The following is a 20,411-nucleotide window of genomic DNA, read 5'->3' as shown; positions in this document are numbered from 1 at the left end:
GCTACAAAAGTGAGAATCAAAGCTTTTGTAGCGTGTTTAATTTTATTAATAAGCTCGTAGTCATAAATAAAAATGAGTGAAAATAAACACACTACTATGTATAGACGAATAAGATGTGTCTGTAGAAGTACCTTAGAGGTAGGTGTTTGGTAGTGAAGAGAAAATGGATGGCTACACTTTGTCTAGTATGTGCAATTGGATTAGCGGGTTGTCAGGGGAAATCAGAGAAAGAACAAGCTTTAGAGAAGAAAGTAAGCGAATTGGAACAACAAATCGAGGAAATACAGAAGCCGGTTACTTATGAACAAGAAGATACACAAGAGGTCGTCAATATTGTCGATCCAAATACAATGGAAATTGTCCATACATTATCCCCGCAAGACTTAGGTTATGAAGAGGACTTAAAAACGTATAAAAAGCACATTGAACAATTAGCGAAAGAGTTAGCGAGAGGAACTGAAAAAGAACTTGGTTATGACCAGCGAATGGTGCTAGATCGGATGGATGAAAAGGGACAAATCATTAATGGTAGTCCAATGGTTCTGTTAAAAGAAAGTGAATTGGTAGAGAAAATTCTCGCTGTATCAGGAACTGGTGGGAATGTTGAAATGCCCTTGTATGTCACAGAAAGCGGCTATTATTTAGAAGATATTCCGTACTTAGAAGACGTAGTCGTTGCCTCCTATACAACGTATTTTAACACCTCGGATGTAGGGAGAAACAAAAATATTGAGCTTTCAGCACAGGCTATTAATAACGTCATTGTTGGAAGTGGCGATCAATTCTCTTTTAATACAGTAGTAGGTCCAAGAGATGAGGCGAATGGCTATCAACCTGCACCAGAAATTATTAATAAGAAAGTAGTGATGGGAATAGGGGGAGGGATTTGCCAAACCTCCTCAACCCTATTTAACGCAGTTGATCAGGTACCTATTAAAATGGTAGAAAGACATCACCATTCATTAGATATAGGCTATGTGCCAAAAGGAAGAGACGCCACGGTATCATATGGTGGATTGGACTTCAGATTTCAAAATACCAGTGATGTTCCCTTTTTAATTCAGGCGATCTACGGTAAAGACTTTCTGACAGTAGAGGTCAGAACTTCAGAGAAATATGAAGAGATGTTGAAGAAGACGCCATAATGTAACACTTCCAACAGTAGGGGAAGGAGAATCCCTGCTGTTGGGAGTGTTTTTTCTACATCACTACTAAATGATTTCCAAAATTTCAGATGGCGAGTATACTTTGTAGTCTGGTTTTTCGGATTGAACCACTTCAATTGAATCATAGCCCCATCCAACCCAAATAATGGGGATGCCGACTTTTTTACACGCGACAATGTCTCTATGCTCATCACCAACATAGAGCACATCCGATTTTTTTAAATTTGAATCCTTCAAATATTTTTTAATAATCTTATCTTTTCCAAAAATACGACTAGAGCAAAGCACTTTCGATACGTTGTTTATGTTGTTCGCATGTAAAAATGCTAAAATATTTTCTTTATCGTTAGAAGAAATGATAGCAATTTTATACCCCTTTTTTTCTATCTCTTGTAGCAAATCTTTCATGCCATCAATAAGGTGGACATCTTTTATAGATTGGCGGTATAACTGATAAAATTGAGGAATAAATATGGGCATTTTATGCATGGGAAAGTTCACTAACTTACTACGCTCCATGATAGATAGTTTTTTCAGCGATTCTAATTCATCTAGTTTTATCTTTTTATAATGATATTTTTCAGCTAGGGTATTCCACGCAGCCATAAACACCATTGTAGAATCTGCTAGCGTGCCATCAAAATCAAAAATGATATGTTTCATTATAAGTGGTACTCCTTTGGGATTAAGTTGTATCGACGATGTTATATCTTAGTATAGTACTCATTAATGAAAAAAGTGGTCATGCTTTTGTCTTGAATCAATTGTTTTCTTTTTTCAGAGCAAACTTAATATTTAACCATTATCCTCTAAAATTACAATTATTAAAATATATTAGTCCCCACATACATTGCAAATCATGAAGCGTAGGAATCCAACAATCCGTTCTAAAAAGTTGGCCAGAGTTATAGGAAAGACAACCAAAAAATATGCATGCAAAAAATCCCGATATACATAACCGAAACACCTACTAAAGAATAAAGAAATAGTTGTTGGAATTTTACTTTGCTTTTTTGATAAACCCAATAGGATGCACATAAAATTAAAATGGAAAGAACAATTTTTATACATAAAAATAAGAGTGGACTAACCGCCATGAAATAATCCATAAGAGGATTTAGTTCTTCAATCATATTGTTCAATAACCCATAATGAGTAGCAATCCCATCAAACAGATTTAATAGGGCAACTAATACACTGCAATATATTATAAAGCGTTTATTTTTCATTTTACCGTCCTTTTCTAGAAAAATAAATAACATTCAAGTGCATTATATACATGGCATAATTTATCTATTCAGGATTCCGGTGATTAATAATTAGAAAGTTGCCTCAACTCCGAGAGTAGTTATTATGCTCATTGCTATGTATAATAAGAGTCTGTGTTAAGAACTCATAGTGAGTAAAATATCAAGAATTTATTTCCATCTGGTTAAGTGGTAGTTGCTTTTCGCTCCACGCAACTACTAGTTACAAAGGAAGACAGGATTCTATTTATGGATCTATGCATGCATTCTTTTGAAGAACTTATTAATAAGTAGTACGCTTGTTGATTGGAGTGGAGGCTGGGCGACTCCTGGGGGATCAGCGTCCTAGATGAGACCCTGGAGCGAGCTTGCGAGTGAAGCGGCTCATCAGACGCCCCCCGGAAAGCGCCCAGCCGGAACGGAAATCACTCCCAATGTTTGATGATGAATTCTTTTTATAGATTGAGTATTTTTATGGTGTAATTTTACTCATATTGAGTTAGGAATTAAATATATGCAAATTGAAAATAAAAGAGGCTTCGTGATGAGTGAAAATAGATTTAAGGATTATACATTAAGTAATGAAATAATAATGGCACTGGATAGCTTAGAATATACACAACCAACAGAAGTTCAAAGTAAGGTCATTCCGTTAGCGTTGGCAAAAACAGATCTTGTTGTAAAATCACAAACAGGTAGTGGGAAAACTGCATCGTATGCGATTCCGATTTGTGAAGCTGTTGATTGGCTTGAAAACAAACCTCAAGCATTAGTGTTAACACCAACGAGAGAGCTTGCTGTTCAAGTAAAAGAGGATTTTACGAATATCGGCAGACTGAAACGTATTAAAGCAACCGCGGTTTATGGAAAACAACCGATTGCCTTTCAAAAAACAGAACTAAAGCAAAAAACGCATGTTGTTGTTGGTACACCAGGACGCATGATGGATCATATTGAAAGAGGAACGCTTGTCTTAGACAAAGTACGTTATCTTGTCATTGATGAGGCAGACGAAATGTTGAATATGGGGTTCATCGAACAAGTTGAAGCGATTATTAAACAAGTGCCTCAAAACCGTGTGACGATGTTATTTTCAGCTACATTGCCAGAGAAGGTAAAAGACTTAGCCCTTAAGTATATGAAAACACCAACGGATGTAGAGATACAGGCAACGGGATTAACGACAGATAAAATCGATCATTCACTTTACGTAGTGGAAGAAAATCAAAAACTATCTGTGTTACGCAATGTAACGATTGTTGAAAATCCAGATAGCTGCATCATTTTTTGCCGCACAAAGGATAGAGTGGATACGCTATGTGAGCAGTTAACCAATTTCGGCTATAGCTGCGATAAAATTCACGGCGGTATGATACAGGATGCACGTCTTGAAGTGATGAATGATTTTAAAAGAGGCGATTTCCGCTATTTAATTGCCACAGATGTAGCAGCTCGAGGGATTGATATTGATAATATCACGCATGTCATTAACTATGATTTGCCATTAGAGAAAGTAAGTTATGTCCATCGTACAGGTAGAACTGGAAGAGCAGGTCTACAAGGGAAAGCAATTACGCTTGTAACACCGTTTGAAAATCGTTTTTTAAGTGAAATTGAGGAGTATATTGGTTTTAAAATTCCTAATAAAGTAGCCCCAACTGAAGAAGAGGCTTCGAAAAAGAAAGCAGCTTTTGAAGCGAAAATGACTATTGAGCCAACATTGAAAAAAGCGAAAAGTGAAAAGTTGAACAAGCAAATCATGAAATTATATTTTAATGGTGGGAAGAAAAAGAAGCTTAGAGCAATAGATTTCGTTGGGACGATTGCCAAAATCGATGGTGTAACAGTAGAGGATATCGGCATCATTACAATTACAGATACTTTTACTTATGTAGAAATATTAAATAATAAAGGGCCGATTGTCTTAAAAAACATGAAGAATACGACAATCAAAGGTAAACTATTGAAAGTATATGAAGCCAATAAATAACAAGTAACTTTAAATAATCGCATCAACAGTAAATGAGATGTTAAATATAATGCCGTTAGTGAACCTTGCTAACGGCATTTTTTATCCTACAAACTGAATCAGCAACTCGCTTCCACTCTCTTATAAACCCTCCTATTTCCATAATAACCCAATGTGTTTAAGGGTGTGTTATACTATTCGAAAAACTTATCTTCAAGTTATAAAGAAATAATTAAACGATTATTTGCTGTTGCAACGTATGTTGAACGTGGCAAAGGTCATACATTATAGATAATAAGCAAAGTGAAATTTATTGGAGTTGGGGGTTATTCAATTGACAGTAAATAAGAAACCTATTTATGCAATCTATGGACCGGAGTTTTCGGGAATCGTGCTGACACTTAATGAATATCAAAATAGAGTAAAAGGTAAGAAAAAGACATTTGGAAAAAAGTTTTCGAGTGAAGAAACGGCCTATCAATGGTTAGAAACAAATAAAGCAACCTCTGTACTAAAGGCGAATTCATTACCACTAGCAAATCCAAAAGAAACAAGTGCGAATAATGAAAAGAGAAATACTAAAAAAAATACAGAGGTCGTTATTTATATAGATGGTAGTTACAAAAATGGTCGTGGAAAATATGGATTCATTGGATTTGCACCATTAAAAACCGAGCCATTATTTAAAACATTTGGCTATGTTTACGACGATGAATTCAATAAGTTACATAATATCGGTGCTGAATTGATGGCTTGTTTGCGGGCTTTAGAATGGGCTTACAGTAATAATATCAAAACAGTTCATATTATTTATGATTGCGAAGGGATCATTAATATTCAACAGAAGGAACAAACACAAGGAGCACGTAAGAAATACTACGAAGCAGTACATGCGTTTAAAAGGAAATTAGATATTCATTTTCTGCATGTGCGCCATGGGAATAATTCATTACATCAGGAAGCACATAAATTATCTCAAATGGCTGTCCTTTAAATTCACAGTATAAGTGAAATTATATATCGCAACATCTCCTTCGAGGTCGTGCCAAGTTCTCAATCGACGAGGATGAAGCAATTCAAAAAAATGGGCGAAGCGAAAAGATATATTACAAATTTATAATTTAGTAGGACCCTGCTTGTGATAGGGAGAACCGTGCCATAAGTAAGTGCGGTTTTTATCTATCCCCCTATCCTTCCAAAAGAAGAGAAACTGATTTGAATTTCCAATCATGATTTAAAATGTATCGAAAAATATATAAGAGGAGGTCGTTCATTTGAAAGCACTTGTATTTAACGCATTCGGAGGACCGGAAGTACTAGAATATCTTGAAATTGCGGATCCGGTTATCGGACCTGATGAAGTATTAGTAAAGATGAAAGCTATTGGATTGAATTTTGCAGATATTTATAGAAGAAAAGGGAACTATCATCTTACTGGAATTGCCCCATTTATTTTAGGGTATGAAGGGGCCGGAGTCGTTGAAAAGATCGGAGCTAATGTTCAAGGAATAAGTATTGGCGACCGTGTTGCATTTGCGGATGTCCCACATTCTAACGCGGAACTAGTGGCTGTTCCGATAGAAAAGGTAATTCCTCTTCCAGAGACCATTTCATTTGAAGATGCGGCTTCCGTTTTACTACAAGGCTTGACTGCTCACTATTTAACAAAAGATAGTTATGCGGTTAAGGAGAATGATGTAATTCTTGTTCATGCGGCGGCAGGGGGCGTGGGACAGTTGCTCGTCCAAATTGCAAAACTCCTTGGTGGAAGGGTCATTGGTTTAACTTCCTCTGTAGAGAAGGCGTCCGCAGCTAAGAAAGCTGGGGCAGATTCGGTTATCTTATACTCGGATGATTGGAAGGGAAAAGTTTTAGAGGTAACAAACGAAAAAGGTGTGGATGTAGTCTATGACTCAGTAGGATCCACGCTCGAAGATAGTTTTGCAGCTACTCGCATTGGGGGAGCGGTCATATTTTTTGGAATGGCAGGAGGAGACCCTTCTCCGGTTGACCCAAGAATGTTGATGGAAACATCAAAGACTTTGACTGGTGGGGATCTATGGAATGTCCTTACCTCCCCTGAAGAACGAGTAGCCCGTTCATCCGAGTTATTCCGCTGGATAGAAGAGGGGGAAGTAACAGTATCTGAGCCTGCGGTATTTGCACTGCGAGATGGCCGCAAAGCGCATCATTTTCTAGAAAGCCGCAAAAGCATGGGGAAAATTTTATTAAAACCATAAAATGATAAGCTATGTGGGCGAACAGGGAGACGTTCTCATTTTTTGAATCAAGAACCGTCCTATGTTTTACTTTCGTTTGAAAATATAGGAAACCTCATTTTGATGCGAACCGTATCATAAGTAAGTGCGGTTTTGTTAGATTGTATATTTATGTTTTATTGAGTGAGTTAATTTCATAAATAGTTTATCTAGGGAAAATCACGAACATTTCAGTGGAGCGTAAGTCGGCGACTCCAGCGGGAAAAGCAGATGTTTTATGTGCGAAAGCGAAGCGTCAGCAACAAGCGAACGAAAGACCCTGGACTGAGCGTAGCGAATCTGTGTTTTGTTGCGAAAGTTTTGAAAGTTAAACTATAATTACAAAAAAGGATAATGGTTATTTACCGAAGTTGATTTCTCTACTACCTTGTTTATTTTTAATTAATAGAGAAGGGAATGATTTCATTAATCATTCCCAATTTTTTTGGCTTTTTTATCTTTATAAATGCCTTCAATTTTTTTGCCTTCTACAAATGAGGGTACATCTAACTCTAGCAAATCATAAATAGTAGGAGCTATATCTAAATTAGACGTGGAGTTAATTTGTTTCCCTTTGTGAAAGTCTGCCCCAGTAGCCATAAAAACAGGTCTAAGCATGCTTCTTTCTCCATCTGCTCCATGTGTTCCCAATTCAATGGGTGGAGTTATATTTTTTTCAATGTCGCTGCCCATAACATAGCCAGGAGCCCCAATCAATACAACATCGCCTGAATTTTGATGTTCCAAAAGGGTTATATTTGTATTTTTCATTACTTTTTCATAAGGATGAATTTTTAGATTGAAAAGATGATTCCAAATATCTTTGATATGCTCTTGCCCCTTATTGAACGAGAAGTTGTCTGTTTTAATACTTGATATGATTTCTTTTATGTCATGTTGAATGACCTTTCCACTTTTATTTGAGACTTCTACCCCTTTAAAGGCCTGAATAATCTGGTCACGGACAGTCTCATATTCATCGAGAGGGACAATACCGCCTTTTTCTCGGTTTTGTAAGTTAATGTATACATGTGCTGTTGATCCACTTGGAATGGCATATGCCTTTGATTCTTTAAAGTTGATTTTATTTTTTTGATCTACAGTTAATAACCCAGCATCTTTTAATACTTTGTTAGGTGAAAGAGTAGAATGGGCAGGTTCCATTCCGTGATCGGAGACTACAAACAAATAATCATTCTCTTTTAGGGAATTCAATGTTTCGCCAACTACCTTGTCCGCCAACTGGTACGACCACTCGATATAGCTCATATATTTTTTTGACTTTTCAGGTGAATATCCTGGCTGCCGAGGATCTATTAATAAATACTTATGTTGTTCATGATCAATTTGGGGAGTATAAAACATTAGCAAATCAGGATCGTATTTCTGTTTTATATAGAGAGAAACTTTTGTGACCCACATAACATATCGTGTGCTTATCTCCTGATATTCCTTTCTCGTAATCCATCCTTTCTCAAGGGCACTATCATCATCTTGCGTCGGATAAAAACCAAATTCCTTCTCAATCTCATCGGAAAATCCTTTAGGACCACTAATTAAGCTAGAAGTTACTGATGTCCTGTACAATTGTACGGGATGAGTAAGATCTGGGTTACCTTCTTTAATTTTGAACCAAAAACCAGCAGATTGATGATCTTTTATATGGAGTGGAAGAGATCCCCATTGATTGCCTTTTACAATTGAGTCATTAGGATCTACCTTTTTGTCTTCAGATAATACAAAGGTGTCATAGTTTTGCTTTTGATCATCAGTTGAGTCAATCGCCAAAATGTGGATGAGACAATTCCTTTCATTTTTCATTTTAATGGAGAATTCGGTTTCCTTTAAAGGACTGAAGCTTTTGGGAGAATGAATCCATTCGGCAGATTTTATATAGGTTAACGACTCTAAATTGCTTGGAGACCATGTTTCTCCAGCATAAATAGAGTAATCGCCTTGTTTTCCTTCTTTGGGATTAGCACCTGGAAAAGCAATGGTGGCTGTTGTTTTCCCTTGTTTTCTAGCTTCTACCCACAATGGGGGTACTTGGATTTCCGCCTGGAAACCACTTTCTTCATTATCTAAAGCTGTATTTGGTTCGTGCCAATGATTACTTACAATTCCGGTCTGGTTAGGTTTAGCCCCAGTGGCAATTGCTGCGTGTGAAGGTGCTGTAAGAGAAGGCGTAATAGTAGAAGGATTTTTTGCTGAAACCCCGTTGTCTTGCATCTGTTTGATATGAGGCAATTTATTCTCTTTAACATATTTTTTAGTATAGTCATTTTTCATTCCATCAATAGAGATAAGTATGACCTTTCTATCTGTTTCTTGATTTTCCTTAGCTTTTACTTCATTAATTATAGTAAAAAGACACAAATTAAGAATAATTATGCCCGCGTATAAACATTTTTTCATTTTCTTATCCTTTCTGAGCGCTATCTCTCTTCAAAAGTAAAATTGGTTTGTCCAAAAAGGGCAAATCTGAACAAAATTCAAAATGAAGAATGCTGTTATATCAGTATTTTCATAATCTTTTTCCTTAAAGGTTTTTACTGGATCGGTGAATTCAAATTCCTCTAAATGATTCATTACTAAAATAGCAGTTTTTTCTCATTCCAATCAGCACCTTCATAAATAAATTACCCTTTTTCCAATGGATGAAACTTTTCAGTGATTACGAACCATCTCTAGTATCACCGTGCTGGAATCCAGGGATATAAAAACCTCATTTAGATGTGTTACTGTGAACCGTAACACAGGTAAGTGAGGTTTTAGCATTTGTTAAAGAGACAGTCTTGCTAATTAGTTTATTTAGTAGGGCTATTTTTCTTTATTGTTAGTGCATTAATTATATATATAAGTGAGATTGATATAGTAAAATAATAGATATGCTTTTGAGATTATAATTGCTATAATCGTTTTATTTATCGTGAATACACGTTATATACATATTTTATGGATTATACTGCCTAACTTTTTTATAAGGAAGTGGAGGAAATAGCTGTTTTGAGAAAGTATTTTAAAAGGAATTTATTAACGCAAATGACTTTACTAATTATTGTGGTGATTCTTATTAGTACAATATTGGTGAGTGTGCTCTTTTCTTTTATGTTAGATAATCTAGTTAAACAGTATATGGGGGAGCAGGCGTTGATTGTGGCGGAGCTCGCTGCGCAAAATGAGGAGATTATCGAAGCTTTTGATGATGAAAATCCGTCTCTGGCCATTCAAAGGATTTCGGAGCAAATTCAGCGCACGACTGATGCAGACTATGTGACGATTGCGAATCGACAGAGCATTCGTTACTCCCATCCCAACCCCGAAAATATCGGAAAACCTACAGCTACAAGTAATGAGCCTGTTTTCCAAGAGAGAGAACCGATCATCTATAGTGGAAAAGGTATATCAGGAGAAGCGATTAAAGCAAAGGCGCCTATTTTTAATGAGCAAGGGGAAATCATAGGTGTGTCTTCAGTTGGATTTTTAATTAACAACGTAGAAAAACAAATAGGCGATTATCATCAAAAACTATTTCAGCTAGCAATTATTCCATTGATTATAGGATTTAGCGGTGCCATTCTAATTGCTCGACGGTTAAAAAAACTGACATTTGGTTTAGAGCCTGAGGAAATTTCTTTTATGTTTAAAGAAAAAGAGGCGACACTTGAATCAATTACTGATGCAACGATTACAGTGAATACGGATAAGAAAATTACGTCAATGAATAAACGGGCCAGGGAATTATTTTATAGTAAGTCGTTGATGGTTGATTCTATATTTAAGGAGGAGAGATTGAACTTATATATTGATGAAGTGATTGAATCAAATCAATCTCAAACGAACAAAAAGCTATTAATTGATAAAAATTTATACGTACTTGATGCATCACCTATTTCAGATCATAATCGTGTCAAAGGAATTGTTTTGACGATTCGTCCACTGTCAGAAATTAAGCAACTAACAAATGAATTCTCTAAAATAAATGAATTCACAGAAAATATGCGAGCTCAAAATCATGAATTTCTAAACAAGTTGAATACGATTTACGGTTTGTTAATGCTTCAGCAATATGATCGCGCGTTAAAAATTGTGTCCAATGAAGTAAGCGAACGACAGGATATTATTTCTTTTTTAATGACATCGGTGAAGGATCCTTTAATTGCAGCGTGTTTATTAGGAAAAGTCAATCGTGCGAAGGAGTTACATGTGCAACTAGTGATTGATGAGGAAAGTCGATTAGATTCTGTGTTCGATGAAGTGAAATCAAACCATTTTGTTCCTATTATTGGAAATGTTATAGAGAATGCGGTGGAAGCGGCGAGATTACATAGTGGGCAAGACGCTCAAGTAAAGGTATCATTTACGGACTTAGGGAAGGACATTATTTTTGATATTGAAGATAACGGTCCAGGGGTTCCTGTTGAATTAGAAAAACATATTTTTCAAACAGGATTTACGTCAAAACAAGGTGAAAATCACGGTTTAGGTTTGGCAATTGTAAAAAATGCACTCGAAGTCTTAAATGGGCAAATATATATTGATAAAAGTGAGCTTGGAGGAGCACGATTTACGATTGTTATTCCGCAAGAAATTTGGGTTCAAAAGGAGGGGCTAGAATGATAGATGATACAACGATTAATGTAATCATTGTTGAAGATGATTTGGATGCCGTAAATATTTATAAGCATTTTACAAATCAATTAGAAGGATTTCATGTTATTGCTACAACAAGTTCGGGCACTCAGACTTTACAAATGTTAAATATGATTCAACCACATTTAATTTTATTGGACGTTTTTTTACCAGACATGAATGGGATCGAACTTTTACGGGAAATTCGTAAAAAATATCGAGGAATTGATGTCATTATGATTACAGCAGCTAATGATACAGAAACTGTAAGTGAAGCTATTCGTGGCGGAGCTTTTGGATATCTTATTAAGCCAATTATTATTGATAAACTGGTTGCGACTTTAAATAAATTTAAAACCGTTCGAGAAAATTTGCATAAAAATAATAGTATAAATCAGGAGCATGTCGACCTATTATTTCAATCAAATCAAAAGGATGTACCTGAGCAAGTGGAGAAAAAAGCATCATATCCAAAGGGAATTGATAAACATACATTAAAATTAGTAAGAAATCATACACAAGTATTGGAAACAAGTGTAAGTGTAGATGAATTAAGTCAAATAGTTGGCATCAGCTATTCAACAATGCGACGCTATTTAGAATATCTAGTTTCCTTAGATGAGATGGAAGTAGAAAATGATTACGGTAATGTAGGGAGACCTGAAAGAAAGTATAAGAGCATAAAACAGCAATAAATGAGTAAATACTCATTATTGCTGTTTTTTTTCGCGCGTAAAAAATATGAAAAAAATGGTGATAATAAAAATTATAAATAATATATTGATAATTTATTAATTTATCAAAAAAGTGATAATATTTAAAAATAAAACGTTTTCAAAAATGTTTGTCAATGAATGGAGTGGCATGTATGTTATCATTTTTAGGATTTGCTATGGTAGCGGTATTCATGTATTTAATTATGGCGAAGCGCCTATCGGCATTAGTAGCTATAATGATTGTACCGATTATTTTCGCTATTATAGGTGGTTTTTTCACAGATTTAGGACCAATGATGGAGGCTGGCGTAGAGAATGTAGCTATGACAGCGATTATGATTTTATTCGCGATTTTATACTTTGGGATTATGATTGATACTGGGTTATTTGACCCGTTAATTAAAACGATTTTGAAGTTAGTAAAGGGAGATCCGTTAAAGATTGTCGTAGGGACAGCTATTTTATCGATGATGGTTGCACTAGATGGTGATGGAACAACTACATATATCATTACAGTTTCCTCTTTATTGCCGTTATATAAGAGATTAGGGATGAATCGTTTAGTATTAGCTACAACAGCGATGCTTTCTATGGGGGTTATGAATATGACTCCTTGGGGAGGAGCTTCTGCGATGGCCATGGCTTCTCTAGGTTTAGATTCTTCAGAAATATTCATTCCTATGATTCCAATTATGGCAATTGGACTTGTATGGGTTGTTGTAGCGGCCTTCTTATTAGGGATGATGGAGCGTAAACGAATCGGAGTAATTGAGTTGGATGACTCTGAAACTGTAAAAGTAGATGAAAGTTTAACAGGGACGTTAGCTTATAAACGACCAAAATTAGTCTGGTTTAACTTAGCTTTAACGATTACATTGATGGTCTGTTTAATTTTAGATTTTATGTCATTAGGTCTTTTATTTATGATTGCGTTGGCAATTGCACTATTAGTGAATTATCCAGATTTAAAATTACAGCAGGAACGATTACTTTCACACTCTAGGAATGCTTTGGCAGTAGTTTCAATTGTTATTGCAGCTGGGATTTTCTCTGGTATTATGTCTGGAACAGAAATGATCGATGCGATGGCGCAAACGTTAGTAGCGGTTATTCCGCCTGCATTAGGACCTTATTTAGCGATTATCGTTGCTTTCTTAAGTGCACCATTTACCTTTTTCATGTCTAATAATGCCTTTTACTTTGGGGTTCTGCCAATTTTGGCACAAACCGCTGAAGCTTATGGGATTAGTGCAGCAGAAATTGGACGTGCAGCGTTAATAGGACAGCCTGTACACGTACTTAGTCCACTAGTAGCTGCTGCGCATTTAATGATTGGATTAGTCGGCACAGAGTTTGGAGATTTGCAGAAATTTGCTATGAAATGGGCTTTCGGCACAGTAACTGTTATGACGATTGCCGCCTTAGTTTTTGGTGTTATCTCGATTGGATCTTGAAGAGGGGCTGCCCCCAAAATATAAAAATGCAATTCGATTTCAACTCGAATTGCATTTTTTTGCTTTTGGATGATGAGGAGAATGAAGTCAAACCCACGGAAAGCGAGCTCCTGTAGCGGAGATCAACTTCCCACTTTAAAAATAGTGGATAATCAATGCGTCTGGAACCTTATTATTTCTAAAGTTCAAATCCTTTGTTAAGCATTTTTAAAAATTCTTTTAATGCAAACGATTGGTAGGCATCTTTCTTTGTAATGATACCAATTTTCCAACACAAAGCAGAGTTGTCTATTTCAACGATTTTAATATTTTTGTTATTTTGTTTTTTATAAATCGATTTAGGAAGTAAAGTAATGCCTAGTTTTGATGAAACAAGCTCAATAATCAAATCCCATTGCGAACTCTGATAAGAGATGGAAGGAGTGAATCCACTTCTTTCGCATGTCTGAATGATGTAATCATGTAACGTAAAATCTTTTGTGAATAAAATGAATTTTTCGTTTTTTAATTCGTTCAACGTGACGCTAGTCCTTTGAGCCAGTTTGTGATCCTTGTGGAGGAATAAAACGAAATCGTCTTGTATAAATGGGGAGATATTTAATTTTTCCTCATTAGCTGGTAATACTACTATGCCAACATCTATCTGTGCATCCTCGACAAGTCGACCAATAAGCTTGGCACCTTGTTCCACCAACTTGAGAGATACATTTGGATAATATTTATAAAAATCGTTAGCGATTTTAGGGAAAAATAAAGTGCCAATAAGAGGTGGGATACCTATTTTAATTTCACCAGTAGTTACGTTTCTGAGATCATCTAAGAGTAAATTCATTTCAGTCAATACAGCAAATGCCTTTTGACTTTGCTGGTACACAACTTCTCCAGCATCTGTAAGGAATAAGTGTCTTGTTGATCGATCAAATAATTCGACGCCGAGCTCATTTTCAAGTTTTTTGATAGCTTTACTTAAAGAAGATTGCGTTAAATAAGAATGGTCGGCGGCATTCGTAAAACTTTTATGATTAGCGACTTCAATAAATGATTTTAAATCTCGTAACTCCATAGATATCCCCCTTAATTTATTCCATTTATTCATAAATAATATGACTTTTAGTCATTTTACAATTAAATTTTTTCAAAGTAAAATATTTAAGAATAATAATTATTTCGGATAGCACCACTTTATATAATGTTTTTATGCTCGAATTAATGGAAAACGGAATAAAATAAGAGATTTTGTAAATTTATACAATAATATTCCGGTATAATAATTACTTATTTTTGTCTAAATTATGTCGACTTCTTACTTTAGTATTTCCGCTTCGTTAAAGATGTAACACGAGTGAACATAAGCGATTCCTGAAATTATTTAGATTAAATTGAAAGAGGTGATATTCTTGTTAAGTATAGTTGTAGGTTTAGTTTTATTAATGGCTTTAGCCTATTTAGGATGGTCTATTATTTGGGTAGCACCATTGGCTGCTGGTGTTGTAGCATTAATGAGCGGGTTAGATGTTTTTGAAGCATATACAGGTACCTATATGACTGGTTTGGTTGGATTTGTTCAGAAATGGTTTCCTATTTTCTTATTAGGGGCAGTTTTTGGTAAATTGATGGAAGAAACGGGTGCAGCTAAATCAGTTGCTAGAAAGGTAACGCAGTTAATAGGCAAAAAGAGAGCAATTCTTGGCGTATTAATTGCAGCAGCATTATTGACATACGGAGGCGTTAGTCTATTTGTAGTTGTATTTGCAATTTATCCGATTGCACTTCAATTATTCCGTGAGGCAAACATTACAAGAAAATTACTTGTACCAACGTTTGCTCTTGGAGCCTTTACATTTACTATGACATCCGTGCCAGGTACGCCACAAATTCAAAACTTGATACCAATGGATTACTTCCATACTTCCCCAACTTCTGGACCGATTATTGGGATTGTAACAACTTTGATTATGGCAGTTGGTGGATATCTTTGGTTAGCTTATAGAGCGAAGGCCTTTTCTGCAAAAGGAGACGTATATACAGAACCAAATGCGGATTCTTTGGCGGATACAGAGGACGAAGAAAAAATTCCAAACTGGATCTTATCTTTAATACCTCTTGTTGTCGTTGTTATACTTCTAAATGTTGTGAAAGTAGAAGCAATATATGCTTTATTACTTGGTATTTTAAGTATCATGATTTTAAATTTTAGGGATTATAAAAAATTTATATTCTCTATTAACGAGGGTGGGAAAGGGTCAGTTATGGCGATCCTTAATACCAGTGCTGCTGTTGGTTTTGGTGCAGTTATAGCAGTGGTACCTGCATTTGATACCATTACAACTTGGTTACTTAATATCTCTGATAATCCATTAGTTGCTGAAGCCCTTTCCGTACAAATTATGGCGATCATTACTGGCTCTGCTTCAGGCGGTATGGGGATTGCACTAACGACGCTAGGGGATACTTTTTACAATGTCGCACAAGCAACTGGCATTAGTCCTGATGCGTTACACAGAATTGCCGCTGTTGCTTCAGGTGCGTCTATATTCCCGAATAATGGTGCGTTGTTAACATTAGTCGCGGTTACGGGACTGACTTATAAAGAAACTTATAAAGACGTATTTATGGTCGCTTTCTTAATCCCTTCAATTGCATTGGTTGTTGGCGTAATTATGGGGGCAGTTGGATTAGTTTAACTTACTCAAAAAAGAATTTTTGTGTACCGAAGCGCAGTGGTAACATTGCGACAGGTACTGAAAGTTATAGATGTTTTTCGGATCTCTTGTTTATGTAGGATCGCGCGCGATTCTATCATAACGTAGTAGATTACTAGCATCAAAAAAATGGTTACTTAAAATTAGGAGGAATTTATTATGGTTGAAAATAAAGTAGTTATTATTACAGGCTCTGCTCGTGGTATTGGATTTGAAATTGGTAAACACTTTGCAGAAAACGGAGCAAAAGTGGTCCTTTCTGACATTAATGAAGAAATGGTAAATGAATCTGCTGAATCTTTGAAAAAATTAGGTTACGCATCAATCGGAATTAAAGCCGATGTTACAAAAGAAGAGGATCTACAAAACTTAGTACAAGTAGCGAAAGAAACATTTGGAACAGTAGATATTGTCATTAATAATGCGGGATTACAACACGTATCACCATTAGAAGATTTCCCAACAGAAAAATTCGAATTAATGCAAAAAATTATGTTGATTGCTCCTTTCATTATTACGAAAACGGTTTTCCCAATTATGAAAGAGCAGGGGTTCGGCCGAATTATTAATATTGCTTCTATTAATGGTTTAGTTGGATTTGCGGGTAAAGCGGCATATAACAGTGCTAAACACGGTGTTATAGGTTTAACAAAGGTTGCTGCATTAGAAGGTGCAGAACACGGTATTACTGTTAACGCATTATGCCCTGGCTATGTAGATACTCCACTTGTTCGTGGACAAATGGCAGACTTAGCAAAAACGCGTAATGTTCCTGTAGAAGATGTGTTAGCTGAAGTTCTTCTTCCTATGGTTCCTCAAAAGAAATTATTAGATGTTAGTGAAATTGCTGATTATGCTTTGTTCTTAGCAAGCGATAAAGCTAAAAGTGTAACAGGACAAGCTGTTGTAATTGACGGCGGTTACACAGCTCAATAAAATCATAAAAGAAAATAAGTAGAATAATTAAGATGAACCCCACTATCAATTAATGTGATTGATAGAGAGGTTCATTTTTAGCGTTTTTCTCTACAATCAACAATTTAAAAAACAGTTGTTTATAGAGGGATATTGGAGAATTGATAATTAAACTATACAAGGGGAATACTAATGGATTTAGTAATTATATTATTTGCACTTGGATTTTTAATGTTTGCCGCCTATCGTGGTTACTCTGTTATTTTATTTGCACCGATCGCTGCCTTATTAGCTGTTTTCCTTGTTGATCCGGGGAATGTGTTACCTTTTTACTCCGGTGTATTTATGGAGAATGTTGTAGTTTTTATAAAAAAATATTTCCCTGTCTTTTTATTAGGTGCAGTTTTTGGGAAAATCATTGAAATGTCAGGTATTGCCGAATCGATTGCCAAGACAATTGTTCGATTGCTTGGTGCTAAACAAGCTATGTTGACGATTGTTATATTGGGTGCAATTTTAACTTATAGTGGGGTAAGTTTATTTGTAGTGGTTTTTGCCATTTACCCTTTTGCTGTTCAATTATTTAAGCAAGCTGATATTCCTAAAAGACTTATGCCTGCTACTATTGCACTTGGAGCATTTACATTCACCATGGATGCTTTACCGGGAACTCCTCAAATACAAAACGTGATTCCTACATCATTCTTTGGTACAGACATTTATGCTGCACCAATACTCGGGATCATTGGCGCTCTTTTTGTTTTATTCGTTGGTTTAGCATACTTAGAAATGAGAAAGAGGCAAGCCAAAAAAGCGGGAGAAGGTTACTATGGATTTGAAGAGGATAAGTCTGCTGCTGTTGAAGAAGAGAAATCTCAAAACAATGAAGAAATTGGCTCTGATTTAAGTTCCAATCAATCTGTTTTTAGACAGATTTTAGCGTTTGTTCCGCTTGTTCTAGTAGCATTTATGAATAATTATCTGACAAAGGCTATCCCGAAATGGTATCCAAATGGATTTGACTTTTCGTCAATTGGACTAGCGCAATATTCAGTTGATGTCGCTGCAAACACTGCTATCTGGGCAGTTGAAATAGCGTTAGTTGTCGGAATACTAACAGCTCTCGCCTATGATTGGAAACGTGTATCGAAAAACATGAAAGAAGGGCTAAATAACAGTATTGGTGGATCACTACTTGCCGTCATGAATACTGGTTCTGAATACGGTTTTGGTGGAATTATCGCAGCTCTTCCTGGATTCACTAAAATAAGTGATGGCATATCTGGATTATTTTCGAACCCACTTGTCAATGGTGCATTTACCACTAGCACACTAGCAGGTATAACAGGATCTGCATCTGGAGGTATGGGAATTGCATTAAGTGCCATGGCTGATCAATACAATAAGGCAATTGCACTGGCGAATATATCACCTGAAGTGATGCACCGCGTTATCGCGATGGCCTCTGGCGGTATGGATACGCTTCCTCATAACGGTGCAGTAATTACCTTACTAGCTGTTACAGGTTTAACACACAGACAATCATATGGCGACATTTTTATGATTACCATCATTAAATCATTGGCTGTTTTAGTCGTCATTGGTCTCTATACGTGGTTTGGTATTGTTTAAATTACTATATTTAAATGCAGATATAGTAATGGGGTTTTATTAATGAAATCGGATATGTTTTTCTTTTTAGGACAATTTTCCGCTCTTATACGTTACGTCACTAAGTACATTGGATTCAGATTCTTGGGTCCGTCGAAGTAAGCCTAGTTCGCATAGCTCGAATTTTTTACATCAAGAGGCACATAAATTATCTCAAATGGCTATCCATTAATTTTAAAGTTTGAAAAGAGCTAATTGCTTATCAGAGACAGTCGATTGAAGATATTCAATACAGAAATAGAAAAAACGATTGGATATACTATCCAATCGTTTTTAAACTTTTTCTCCTGTTTTTAATAAAGCAGGTGTCAACCCACATATAACCATGGCAACTGCCATAACGATAAATCCCGTAAAGAAGGATCCACCAGCAATTGTTACAAGATTCCCAATAATAATTGGAGAAATGATGCCACCAATGAAGGCACCAATATTGATTACTGCATAAGATGAGCCGATAAGAGAAGATGGAATTAGTTGGTATGGTAATGATAAAAATGCAGTAAATGTAAACATAGATAAAGTAGTTACGATATATAAGAAAGCAATCATTAAGATAAGGTTACTACTAGTTATAAACGCCATTAAACCTACTGCAGTTAAGACGCAAGATAAGAAAACAAAGTATTTCTCTTTACCGGTGAAATACTTTCGAAGTATAATACCAGCTGCTGCCGATGCAAAGGCCATTACTGTCAAGCCCATCATACTTTTATCTAAACATGAAATTGAACCAATAAACAATAAAGTAAGAAGCGTTTTTTCTGCTGTGATGTAAGATTTATTTGTTTTTCTCCACTTCTATCTATAGTATTTCCACATGAATTAACAAGCAAAAATACCCCTTCATTAACCCATATCCCCAAATACCATATCAACACAACGCTTGTATATTCCTTTGAGATGATTATTTCTATGTTTGTAGAAAAATAAAAAAGCAATAGTCAAATGAAATGAGAAAACTCATTTGACTATTGCTCTTTTTTGCGTTTGCTTAAAATCAACAAAAGCTTATTTTGCTTAAAAATAATAATCCTCGATATGGACAAAATACATTATGAGGAGTATGGATGAGGTAACGGATTACCTTTTTATACTTTTCAAGGCTATCAAATTACTGAGGAGGAGAGCTATGCCAAATGTAGAAGTGAACTGTACTGTATCAAATTGTGTTTTCCATGCAAAAGGAAATATTTGTGGAGCCGACAAAATTGAAATCAAAATGGATTTCCGCCCAAATAACAAAAAAAATGCAGAGTTTGCTTCTGATTTTGATTTCCGCAGTGTGTCTGAAGAAGCCAATCAGTCTTCAGACACGTGCTGTAAGACGTTCATGTCAAAAGAAAAAAGTCGAAAATAATTTGGCTTTTGGGGTAAGTGGTTTGAAAGTATAGGCTGTTTTTGCCTATACTTTTTTTTCATTAGAAATGAATTTAAAAATCGCTAAAAAACGCTTAACCTTCTCATCATCGGAGTATAAAAAAAGTTCATGACAAAAGAGTTTTTTCAAAGAGAACGGTTATCTTTAAAAGAATTTGAAATAATCATAAACAAGTCATTCTGAATTTAGTTATAGTATAATAGTATTGGTAGAAAAAATTACTTTCGTTTCATTAGCAAATGAATGCTATATATGAAATTCGGATGATTTATGTAATTATCCACCTTTTAAATAAAAAAG

General features: G+C 35.6%; 16 protein-coding genes. 11 read left to right on the top strand and 5 right to left on the bottom strand.

Annotation, left to right across the window (positions count from 1 at the left end; all coding sequences use genetic code 11):
• Positions 1-152 precede the first annotated feature (152 nt).
• Positions 153-1,145, top strand: coding sequence for a VanW family protein (locus AEA09_RS11320; RefSeq protein ID WP_053584695.1), 993 nt, complete (start codon positions 153-155; stop codon positions 1,143-1,145).
• A gap of 66 nt (positions 1,146-1,211) precedes the next feature.
• Here the strand turns inward: AEA09_RS11320 and AEA09_RS11315 are convergent, their stop codons facing one another.
• Together AEA09_RS11315 and AEA09_RS11310 are read right to left on the bottom strand one after the other, a co-directional pair.
• Positions 1,212-1,829, bottom strand: coding sequence for an HAD-IA family hydrolase (locus tag AEA09_RS11315; RefSeq protein ID WP_053583938.1), 618 nt, complete (start codon positions 1,827-1,829; stop codon positions 1,212-1,214).
• A gap of 242 nt (positions 1,830-2,071) precedes the next feature.
• A complete protein-coding gene (locus tag AEA09_RS11310; protein ID WP_053583937.1) occupies positions 2,072-2,395 on the bottom strand; it encodes a DUF5658 family protein in 324 nt (107 codons plus the stop codon).
• Between the two features lie 562 nt (positions 2,396-2,957).
• On the opposite strand from AEA09_RS11310, the gene AEA09_RS11305 reads away from it, so the two are divergent.
• From AEA09_RS11305 to AEA09_RS11295, 3 genes are all read left to right on the top strand, one after another.
• Positions 2,958-4,403: a DEAD/DEAH box helicase gene (locus AEA09_RS11305; RefSeq protein ID WP_053584694.1), complete on the top strand. Its 1,446-nt coding sequence runs from the start codon at positions 2,958-2,960 to the stop codon at positions 4,401-4,403.
• A gap of 313 nt (positions 4,404-4,716) precedes the next feature.
• Positions 4,717-5,376, top strand: coding sequence for a reverse transcriptase-like protein (locus AEA09_RS11300; protein ID WP_053583936.1), 660 nt, complete (start codon positions 4,717-4,719; stop codon positions 5,374-5,376).
• 280 nt (positions 5,377-5,656) lie between these two features.
• On the top strand, positions 5,657-6,622 hold the full coding sequence (locus AEA09_RS11295) for a quinone oxidoreductase family protein (protein WP_053583935.1): 966 nt from the start codon (positions 5,657-5,659) through the stop codon (positions 6,620-6,622).
• Between the two features lie 444 nt (positions 6,623-7,066).
• On the opposite strand, the gene AEA09_RS11290 is transcribed toward AEA09_RS11295, so the two are convergent.
• Entirely contained in the window at positions 7,067-9,055 is a 1,989-nt protein-coding gene (locus tag AEA09_RS11290; RefSeq protein ID WP_053583934.1) for an alkaline phosphatase family protein, read from the bottom strand.
• Between the two features lie 591 nt (positions 9,056-9,646).
• Here AEA09_RS11290 and AEA09_RS11285 point away from each other — a divergent pair.
• The 3 genes from AEA09_RS11285 to AEA09_RS11275 all read left to right on the top strand — a co-directional run bounded on the left by AEA09_RS11285 (position 9,647) and on the right by AEA09_RS11275 (position 13,442).
• Positions 9,647-11,260: an ATP-binding protein gene (locus tag AEA09_RS11285; protein ID WP_245622833.1), complete on the top strand. Its 1,614-nt coding sequence runs from the start codon at positions 9,647-9,649 to the stop codon at positions 11,258-11,260.
• The gene (locus tag AEA09_RS11280) at positions 11,257-11,967 is read left to right on the top strand and encodes a response regulator (protein ID WP_245622832.1); all 711 of its coding nucleotides are present in this window, start codon (positions 11,257-11,259) and stop codon (positions 11,965-11,967) included. Before AEA09_RS11285 ends, AEA09_RS11280 begins: the two co-directional genes overlap by 4 nt.
• Positions 11,968-12,140: 173 nt before the next feature.
• Positions 12,141-13,442, top strand: a complete 1,302-nt coding sequence (locus AEA09_RS11275; RefSeq protein WP_053583933.1) for a CitMHS family transporter — start codon at positions 12,141-12,143, stop codon at positions 13,440-13,442.
• A 178-nt stretch (positions 13,443-13,620) separates the two neighbouring features.
• Here the strand turns inward: AEA09_RS11275 and AEA09_RS11270 are convergent, their stop codons facing one another.
• Entirely contained in the window at positions 13,621-14,505 is an 885-nt protein-coding gene (locus AEA09_RS11270) for a LysR family transcriptional regulator (RefSeq protein ID WP_053583932.1), read from the bottom strand.
• Positions 14,506-14,839: 334 nt separating this feature from the next.
• On the opposite strand from AEA09_RS11270, the gene AEA09_RS11265 reads away from it, so the two are divergent.
• The 3 genes from AEA09_RS11265 (at position 14,840) to AEA09_RS11255 (ending at position 18,691) form a co-directional block, all read left to right on the top strand.
• Entirely contained in the window at positions 14,840-16,126 is a 1,287-nt protein-coding gene (locus AEA09_RS11265) for a GntP family permease (protein ID WP_053583931.1), read from the top strand.
• A 177-nt stretch (positions 16,127-16,303) separates the two neighbouring features.
• The gene (locus tag AEA09_RS11260) at positions 16,304-17,080 is read left to right on the top strand and encodes a 3-hydroxybutyrate dehydrogenase (protein ID WP_053583930.1); all 777 of its coding nucleotides are present in this window, start codon (positions 16,304-16,306) and stop codon (positions 17,078-17,080) included.
• Positions 17,081-17,251: 171 nt separating this feature from the next.
• Positions 17,252-18,691, top strand: a complete 1,440-nt coding sequence (locus AEA09_RS11255) for a GntP family permease (protein WP_053583929.1) — start codon at positions 17,252-17,254, stop codon at positions 18,689-18,691.
• Between the two features lie 312 nt (positions 18,692-19,003).
• Here the strand turns inward: AEA09_RS11255 and AEA09_RS11250 are convergent, their stop codons facing one another.
• Entirely contained in the window at positions 19,004-19,420 is a 417-nt protein-coding gene (locus AEA09_RS11250) for an MFS transporter (protein WP_053583928.1), read from the bottom strand.
• A gap of 442 nt (positions 19,421-19,862) precedes the next feature.
• Here AEA09_RS11250 and AEA09_RS11245 point away from each other — a divergent pair, with 442 nt between their 5' ends.
• Complete coding sequence (locus AEA09_RS11245) at positions 19,863-20,090, top strand: DUF1540 domain-containing protein (RefSeq protein ID WP_053583927.1); 228 nt, start codon at positions 19,863-19,865, stop codon at positions 20,088-20,090.
• Positions 20,091-20,411 lie beyond the last annotated feature (321 nt).

The organism is Lysinibacillus contaminans, assembly GCF_001278945.1.
Taxonomy (GTDB): domain Bacteria; phylum Bacillota; class Bacilli; order Bacillales_A; family Planococcaceae; genus Lysinibacillus; species Lysinibacillus contaminans.
The sequence above is the reverse complement of the archived record's forward strand: the minus strand, read 5'-3'. Positions and strand labels throughout refer to the sequence as shown.